The sequence below is a fragment of the Achromobacter sp. genome, from assembly GCF_057314935.1.
In genome coordinates this window covers 8,719-16,994 of the sequence record NZ_DBHKZA010000104.1, presented here as the reverse complement: position 1 = coordinate 16,994, position 8,276 = coordinate 8,719, and the positions used below count along the sequence as shown (strand labels likewise).

The 8,276-nt window shown below is 61.4% G+C and carries 7 protein-coding genes; 1 reads left to right on the top strand and 6 read right to left on the bottom strand.

The genetic code is table 11. The annotated features are described in order from the left end of the window. The 6 genes from ACO6D5_RS26660 to ACO6D5_RS26635 form a co-directional block, all read right to left on the bottom strand. Positions 1–1,010: retention module-containing protein (locus ACO6D5_RS26660; RefSeq protein ID WP_485827045.1), on the bottom strand; the 1,010-nt coding region annotated here is incomplete at its 3' end. Between the two features lie 84 nt (positions 1,011–1,094). Beyond that, the gene (locus tag ACO6D5_RS26655; RefSeq protein ID WP_315528130.1) at positions 1,095–1,751 is read right to left on the bottom strand and encodes a LuxR C-terminal-related transcriptional regulator; all 657 of its coding nucleotides are present in this window, start codon (positions 1,749–1,751) and stop codon (positions 1,095–1,097) included. A 19-nt stretch (positions 1,752–1,770) separates the two neighbouring features. Next, on the bottom strand, positions 1,771–3,192 hold the full coding sequence (locus ACO6D5_RS26650) for an HlyD family type I secretion periplasmic adaptor subunit (RefSeq protein ID WP_088590471.1): 1,422 nt from the start codon (positions 3,190–3,192) through the stop codon (positions 1,771–1,773). Between the two features lie 7 nt (positions 3,193–3,199). Further along, positions 3,200–5,365 (bottom strand): type I secretion system permease/ATPase, encoded by a 2,166-nt coding sequence (locus tag ACO6D5_RS26645; RefSeq protein WP_485827044.1) that lies wholly within the window; start codon positions 5,363–5,365, stop codon positions 3,200–3,202. Further along, positions 5,349–5,561 (bottom strand): hypothetical protein, encoded by a 213-nt coding sequence (locus tag ACO6D5_RS26640; protein WP_088590366.1) that lies wholly within the window; start codon positions 5,559–5,561, stop codon positions 5,349–5,351. The genes ACO6D5_RS26645 and ACO6D5_RS26640 overlap by 17 nt, the downstream gene beginning before the upstream one ends. A gap of 26 nt (positions 5,562–5,587) precedes the next feature. Next, the gene (locus ACO6D5_RS26635; protein WP_088590367.1) at positions 5,588–7,093 is read right to left on the bottom strand and encodes a TolC family outer membrane protein; all 1,506 of its coding nucleotides are present in this window, start codon (positions 7,091–7,093) and stop codon (positions 5,588–5,590) included. Positions 7,094–7,608: 515 nt separating this feature from the next. Here ACO6D5_RS26635 and ACO6D5_RS26630 point away from each other — a divergent pair. Beyond that, positions 7,609–8,276 (top strand): aconitase family protein (locus ACO6D5_RS26630; RefSeq protein WP_485827043.1); only part of this gene is annotated, 668 nt, incomplete at its 3' end.

The following is an 8,276-nucleotide window of genomic DNA, read 5'->3' as shown; positions in this document are numbered from 1 at the left end:
ATGCTGTAGCCCAGGGAGCCGTTACCCAGGTCCACGACCTTACCGGTGTAGTCCTTGCCATTGACGGTCAAGGTGACGGTGTCACCGACCTTGACGTCGCCACCGACCTTACCGGTCACGGCGATGTCCTTGCCCGATTCTTCGGCGTTGACCACGCCGTCGCCGGCGATCGTGTCAATGGAGATCTCGGCCTTGGGGGGCAGGGTGTCGACGACGGTGGCAGTCTCGCCAGGCAGGCCAGGGGTGCCCGCTTCGTTGGTATAGCTGCCGTCCGGCACCTTGATGGTCACCGGGCCTTCATAGTTCGTCTCAGGCGTCAGATCGCCGATCCACTTCGTCGGGTCGGTCGGGTCAGGGCGCAGATTGGTGATCTTGCCGTGGTCGACCACCACGTCCGACAGATCAAAACCTACAGGGCGCGTGCTGAAATTGAACGAGACGGTGCCATCACCGTTGACGGTGATGATGACCGAGGGCCTTACGGGATCGGGCAGCGTCGGCGTGGCGTCGGTGTCGTCGCCCGTCAGGCCATTGCTGGTGGCGCGCGGCGCGGTATCGTTGCCGCGGCTGGGGTTCGGGTATGCAAGATCCAGCGGGGAAGTGGTTTCCAGGATGCGAGCCAGGCGGACAAAACTGCTGCCGCCGGCATCGCCGCCACCCGCCACGACGGCGGCGGTGGGGTCCAGTTCGTCGAACGGATCGCGGCCGGCTTGCAGCGCGGCCAGCAGGCGATCGGAATCGGTGCCGCTGGGCGCGGCGACGGCCGCTTCGGTCGGATCCGCCAGGGGGCCGGCCATGTCCCCATTTACAGCGACTTCACGGCCTTCACCGATGACGATCGGCATGCCGTTTTCCACCTGAAGCGAAACCGTGGCGCCCGAGGCAGTGACGATGTCGCTGCCGGCGGGGACTTTGCTGCCTTGATGCAGTTCCGTCAGAGATCCGTCGCTATTGCGAATCCAAGCGCGACCGGAGATTTCGTTGACGACTGCGGGGGAAGAGTTGGCCATGTGGGTTCCGTTTCAGGGAGTTATCCAAGATGGCCAGATACTAGAGGGAGCCGCTTGCGCGGGATATTGTCCTCAAGGACAGTATCAGGAAGTAATTTTGCTCCGCGATTCCGTCGGCGCGGAAATGCCGTGGACCAATAGGGCCAATTGCAGGCGGTCCGACACGCCGAGTTTCTCGAAAACGGCTGACAGATGTGCCTTGACGGTGCGTTCCGTGATGCCCAGTGCTTCGGCGATCTGCGCGTTGGCTTGACCACTGGCAGCGTAGCGGGCAACGGTGATCTCGCGGTCAGTCAGCAGGCCTGCGTCCCAGGAATGCGAATCCTGGGCTCGTTCCGTAACCAGCTTCAGCAGCCGCGTGACCAGGGAGCGCCCCATCCAGATGCCGCCCGAGGCCACGACTTCCAACGACTGAGCCAGGGACGCGGCGGGCGCATAGCTATGGCAATAGCCGTGGGCGCCGGCCCCAAGGGCTTGCGTGCCTTGCTCATCATTCGGGCTTGGGCTCGCGACTACCAGATGCAGGCCCGCCAGGGTCGACATCCAGACGGGGTCCTGCCAGGACGGCAAGCGGGGCACATCCGAATCCAGCACGGCCAGAGACCGGCCTTGTTCGCGCCAGCGTTGCAGATCGGCCAGGCCACGTCCGCGAGCGGCCAGCCAGCGCGCCGGGTCCAGCGCGCGCCAGTGCTGCCATAGCAGGTCGTCGTGCGTAATCAACAGGACGGGTACAGGTTTCATATCGCCTTCCAGCTCTCCTTCATCGTTCGGTAAAGGCGTTCGCCTTGGCTCGCAAAATGGGCTTGAGCAGGTACTGCAGCACGGTGCGCTTACCCGTCAGAATATGAACCTCGGCCACCATCCCTGGGATGATGGGCAGCAATTTGTCGCCTACGGTGCTGCGGTCCGTGCGAACGCGCACCACGTAGTAGGAATTGCCTTTTTCGTCTGTAACCGTATCCGCGCCGATCTGCTCGACCTTGCCTTCCAGGCCGCCGTAGATGGAAAAGTCGTAGGCCGTGAACTTCACTTCGGCCTTCTGGTCGGCGTGCAGGAAACCGATATCGCGCGGCTGGATGCGCACTTCCAGCAGCAGCGTGTCGTCCTTGGGCACGATTTCAATGATGTCCTTGCCCGGTTGCACCACGCCGCCGACGGTGTTGTTGAACAACGTCTTGATCGTGCCGCTCAGGGGTGCGCGGACTTCGGCCAGCTTGACCCGGTCAGCCAGCGCAAGCTTGCCCTGGCGCAGGGTCGACAGCTTGGTATTGGTTTCGGACAGTTCGCTGCGGGCCTGGTTGCGGATGTTCAGCTCGGCTTCTTCAAGCTTGCTTTGCGCTTCCTTGATGGAGGCCTGGAATCGGTCGATCTGCGCTTCGGCGCCTTTTTGTTCGCCGCAGTAGCGCGCCACATCGCGTTGCAGGCGCAACAGGTCCACTTCAGAGACTGCGCCGCTCTTGAGCAGCGGGCGGGTCACCTGGAGTTCGCGCGAGGTCAGGCCGCAACTGGCCGAGGCCTGGTCGCGTTTGGCGATCGTTTCACGCAGATCTTCCTGACGCTGCTTGAGCTGCTCGCGTGCCACATTGACCGTCGCGTTCAGTTCGGTATTGCGCGCCTGCCACGCGTTGCGCTCCATTTCCGCCAGGCCGGGAGCCTGCTTCAGAACCTCTTCCGGCGCCACGAAGGGTTCACCCGTCGCCAGTGCCTGCAGCCGGGCTGACTTTGCCAGCAACGACAGGTATTCCGCGTTGTTCTCGCCCAGCGACGAGGCAAAACGCGTGGAGTCGATCTTCAGCAGCGTCTGGCCGGCTTCGACCTGTTGGCCGGGACGCACCAGGATCTCTTCGACGATGCCGCCGTCCAGGCTTTGAATGATCTGCACCTGGCGCGACGGCACGACTTTGCCTTCGCCCCGCACGACTTCATCAATGCTGCCCGCGGCCGCCCACACCAGCAGGAGCAGGGTAGCCAGCAAGGACACCCACAGCAGGACGCGCGAGCTGCGGGCCTGGGATTCGTGGATAGCCCATTCGGCGTTGCCGACGTAGTCGGAGCGTTGCTTGGGCTTGCCTTTTTCGGAGCCATCCAGCAGCCGGTCAAAGAAGAAGACAAAGACGTTGCGCAGCTTGCGCCAAAGGCTTCCAAACAGGCCGTGCTTGGGCTGGTCAGGATTATTCAACATGGATTCCTCAGCTTCCGCGTCCAACGCGTCCTTGACGCAGTGCTTCGACAACCTGTTCCTTTGGACCGTCGGCCACGATGTGTCCGTTATCGATCACGATCAGGCGATCGACCAGATCCAGCAGCGCGGTCCGATGCGTGACCAGCAGGATGGTTTTGGTTGCGCTGGCTTCGCCCAGCCGCTTGCGCAGCTGGGCTTCGCTTTGGTGATCCATATTGCTGCTGGGCTCGTCCAGCAGCAGGATCGGAGGATCGTTGATGAGCGCGCGCGCTACTGCCACCGACTGGCGTTGGCCGCCTGACAGGGATTCGCCGCGTTCGCCAATCACCATGTCGAACCCATTGGGATGCAGGTTGGCGAAATCCGTCACGCCGGCCAGATTGGCGGCGGCCAGAATGCTGGCGTCGTCGGCATAGGGCGCGCCCATGGCCAGATTGTGCTTCAGACTGCCGTAAAACAGCAGCGGGTCCTGGGGCACATGGCCGATCGCGCGGCGCACGTCGGCCGGATCGATTTGGCGCACGTCCACGCCGTCCAGCAATACGGCACCCTCGGTAGGCTGATAGAGCGCCAGCGCCAGTTTTTCAAGCGTGGTCTTGCCCGAGCCGATGCGGCCGATGATGCCGACCTTTTCACCGGGTTTCAGCTTGAACGACACCTTCTTCAGCACAGGCTGGGTCGAACCCGGATAGGCGAATGTCACATCGCGGAACTCCAGCGCACCGTGGAACACCGGGCGGTGCAGGAATTCGGCGTCCGCAGGGCGTTCTATGGGCAGCTTCATATAGCTGTCGATAGAGCCCAACGACGTGCGCGCATTCTGGTACTGCATCAACAGCCCGGCTACCTGGCCCAGCGGGGCCAGGCAGCGGCCGGCGATCATGGAGGCGGCGATAATGCCGCCCATCGACATGGCTGATTCCTGCGCTTGATAGACGCCGATGATCACGACGGCGATCGACACCAGTTGCTGCACGGCCTGCACGAAGCCCACCGTGGATGACGAGATCAGCTTCAGTTTGCCGCCGGTCTGGGCGATGAACTCCGTGGCGCGTTCCCAATTGCGCTGGATGGCTCCTTGCGCGTTCAGGGTCTTTACCGCCTCCAGGCCCGTCAGCGCTTCCACCAGCGTGGCATTGCGCTGCGAACTTGCCTGGAAGGTGGCCGATGTCAGCGCCTCCATGCGCGCCTGGGCAGCCAGCGACACCAGCAGGATCAGCACAATCGCCACCAGCGGTGGCAAGATCATCCAAGGGGATATCCAGGCCAACGCCGCCAGGAACAGCAGGATGAACGGCAGATCGACCAGCGTGGTGATGGTGGCAGACGCGATGAAGTCGCGGATGGATTCGAATGACCGCAGGTTGGCCGCAAACGCCCCTACCGATAGCGGTCGGCCCTCCAGCCGCAAGTCCAGCACGCGCTCCATGATCTGGGCAGACAGACGGATATCCACCCTTTTGCTGGCGCTATCGACGACGTGTGAGCGCGCCGTGCTCAGGATCATGTTGAAGATGACCACCAGCGTGATGCCGATTGCCAGCACCCATAGTGTCTCGACCGCGTTGTTGGGCACGACGCGGTCATAAACGTTCATGGTGAACAACGGCATCGCCATGGCGAAGATATTGATCAGCAACGCAGCAATGAGCGCATCGCGGTACAGGCGCCGGTTTTCAATGATGGCGGCCCAGAACCAATGGCGTTCGCGCACCTTGGATACTTCCGGGGAACGCGCGTCAAAGCGGAACTGCGGGCGAATAAAGCACACCAGGCCGGTGTACTGCGCGGCCAATGCTTCGGGTGTCATTTCGACTGAACTGCCACCCAGCTCGGGGTGGCTGACGACGTATTTGCCATCGTCTTTCTTAAGCAGCAGGCACGCGCGTTCGCCCTTCAGCAGGAGAATGGCGGGTAGCAAGTCGGGCGAAATGCTGTCCAGCGTGCGTTTGACGACGCGCGCGGACAACTGCGCACGTGCCGCCGCGCGCGGCAGCAGGGCGGGGGTCAGGCGGTGCTCTTCCAACGGCAGGCCCGAGGAAAGCGCCTGGGCGGTCGCCGTCACGCCATGCAGGCGGGTGATTTCAACCAGGCAGTCCAGCAGCGGATCGTCGTGTGCGGCGCGAGCGTCGGCACGCCATTCTCGGGCTGCCTTTTCAGATAACTTGTCCATCTTCGTCATCCAACAGGTCCAGATGTTCCGAGAGCCGCGCGCGCTGTTGCTTACGCTGGGTGAGTTTCTGTTGTGCCTGTACAGGCAGATCGGTCAAACGCAAGGTGCCATTGGCGATCAAGGCGTCTATCAGGTCTTCCAGGACGCGGACAAAGTCCGCGTCCAACTGCGAAAATTCTTTGCCCTGGGGCGTCATATGGCCTCCTTGCGACCCAACCCCGGTCAGGGCTTGGCGTTGGGCGCGTTCAGCGGCACGAGCGTGGGCGGCAGCGTACCTTCGTTATATTGGACGCGCACCGGAGCCAGGCGGGCAGCATCGGGAACCGTCGAATTGCAAAGCTTGATCACTTCGTCGGTTACCACAAGCTTGCCGTTTTCCTCAGGCATTTCGTTGCGCGCGGGTTGCAAAGACAGCGCCGGCAGCAGCGTGTGCGACAGCGCCAGCCAGCGATATTGCGCAAGCTTGAGGTCGTAGATGCCGTTGGTCAATGCGCGGCGCGATTCGAACAGTTCGTTCTCGGTGTCCAGCAAGTCCAGCAGCGAACGCTGGCCGATCTGGAATTGCTGAGCGTAGGCATCGCGCACCTTGGTGGTAGCCACTTCGTGGTCACGCAGGAAAGGCAGCTTCTGGCTCAGGCTGACAATATTGTTCCAGGCCACGGCCAGATCTTGCTGCACGTTGCGGCAGGTGTAGTCGCGGATGTCCCGCGCGGCATAGGACTGCGCGGCGGTCTGGCGCACGCGGGCGGCATCGGCGCCGCCGCGGTACAGGTTATAGCTCATCACGACCTGGACGCTGGAGCTTTGGATGTCGCGGCTCTGCGGCGTGGGGTCGTTCTGGTCGCGGCCGGTAGAGGCCACGAATTCAAACTTCGGCGAAAACGCGCCCTTGGACGACGACACGCCCGCTTCGGCGGCCTGCAGTCCGGCCTGCTTGGACAGGAAGCTGGGGTTGCGGCGCAGCGAATCATTGAAGTTGCCGGGTTTGACCGGCAGTTTGTCGCCCACTTCGGGCGTCGGCTGCATGGCTTCGGGCGGGAAGGCGCCGGTAACACGCTGGAAGCGTTGCTGCACATCAAGCAGGTTGGCGCTTTCCGTCATCAGGTTGGTCTGGGCCAGCGACAGGCGACCACCCGCTTGTTCCAGATCGACCCGGCGGCCGACGCCGGATTCCGTGCGTTCGCCGATTTGTTTCAGCGTCTGCTCGTGCAGCGAATAGTTCTGCCGCGCCAGCAATTCCATGTCGCGATAGCGCTGCAGGTCGATATAGGCCTGTACCGCCGCAAAAGCGGTGGAGTCGCTGGTGGCCAGCACGTCATAGAAGCGCGCCAGCTTGTCGAAGCCGGCTTGCTTGACGTCATTGCTGGTGCGGAAACCATCAAATATCAATTGGCGCAATTCGACGTTGTAACCAGGGCGGCTCCAGTTTTGGGAACCTACGCCGGGGACGTTGTTGCGGTATTCACGGCCGACATAACCCAACGCGTTGACCTGCGGGAAAAACGCTGCGCGCGCCACCGACTGGCCTTCGAGCGAAGCCTGGAAATCGTGGTACTTGGCCTGGATCTCGGGATTGCTGAGCAGCGTTTGTTCAACGATCTGGTTCAGCGTCACGGCGGGTTGTCCGGCAGCAGGGGCAGCGGCGGGCGCGGCGGTCTGCGCGAAGGCAGCGGGAACAAAGGCCAGGGCAATTATCGAAGTCGTGCTTTTGAGCAAAAACGAAGCCATAGTGATTATTCGCGAGTCAGGTTGGATTGAATGGCCGCCATGTTGTATGCAAATGTCATATTCTTCGAGTCAAGATTTGTTAAGTCTTGCTGGATGCAACGGGCCGGCCATGAGATTTCTTCGCGCAACATCACCTAAAAGCACTGAATTTGCACGAACTTCACAATATATGAATGTCCATATTTTAATTAATGCGTTTTATTGCGCATTATTTCGAATAAGGGGCAGTCATAGTGAAACCGGATTATATCGTTTTGATAATTTTGTATCTATTTTCTTTAACTAAAATCTTGAGCGTGATTAATTTCCCACAGTGTTCGACATGTTCGGATTCGCGATTGAGGGGACAGATTCCGTAACGAACATGGTAGTGTTAGTACTAGTATGTATGGTGTGGTTGTACTAGGTTCAGACCCTGGGCATAATTCCGACATGCCGCAGTGGCCGGCGCGGGAGCGATTTGCTTTTCAACCGCGCGAGGCACGAGCCGGATTGTCTATTTGCAGAGCGCATCCATGGCCCAAACCCTTTACGACAAACTCTGGGACGCCCACATCGTCCACCAGGAATCAGACGGCACCTGTCTGCTCTATATCGATCGCCACCTGCTGCACGAAGTCACCAGCCCGCAGGCGTTCGAGGGCTTGGCGATCGCCGGGCGCAAACCGTGGCGCACGGGTGCCAACCTGGCCGTCGCGGACCACAACGTCCCCACGATCAATCGCGCCCAGGGCATCGACGATCCTGTGTCCCGCCTGCAAGTGGACACGCTGGACACCAACTGCGATAAGTACGGCATCACCGAATTCCGCATGAATGACCTGCGCCAGGGCATCGTGCACGTGATCGGCCCGGAGCAGGGCGCGACCTTGCCCGGCATGACCGTCGTCTGTGGCGACTCGCACACCAGCACGCACGGCGCGCTGGGCGCGTTGGCCTTCGGCATCGGCACGTCGGAAGTCGAGCACGTGCTGGCGACGCAGACGCTGTTGATGAAAAAAGCCAAGAGCATGCTGATCAAGGTGGAAGGCGAATTGCCCTTCGGCTGTACGGCCAAGGACGTCGTCCTGCACATCATCGGCATCATCGGTACGGCTGGCGGCACGGGCCACGCCATCGAATTCGCAGGCAGCACCATCCGCGCGCTGTCCGTGGAAGGCCGCATGACGGTCTGCAACATGGC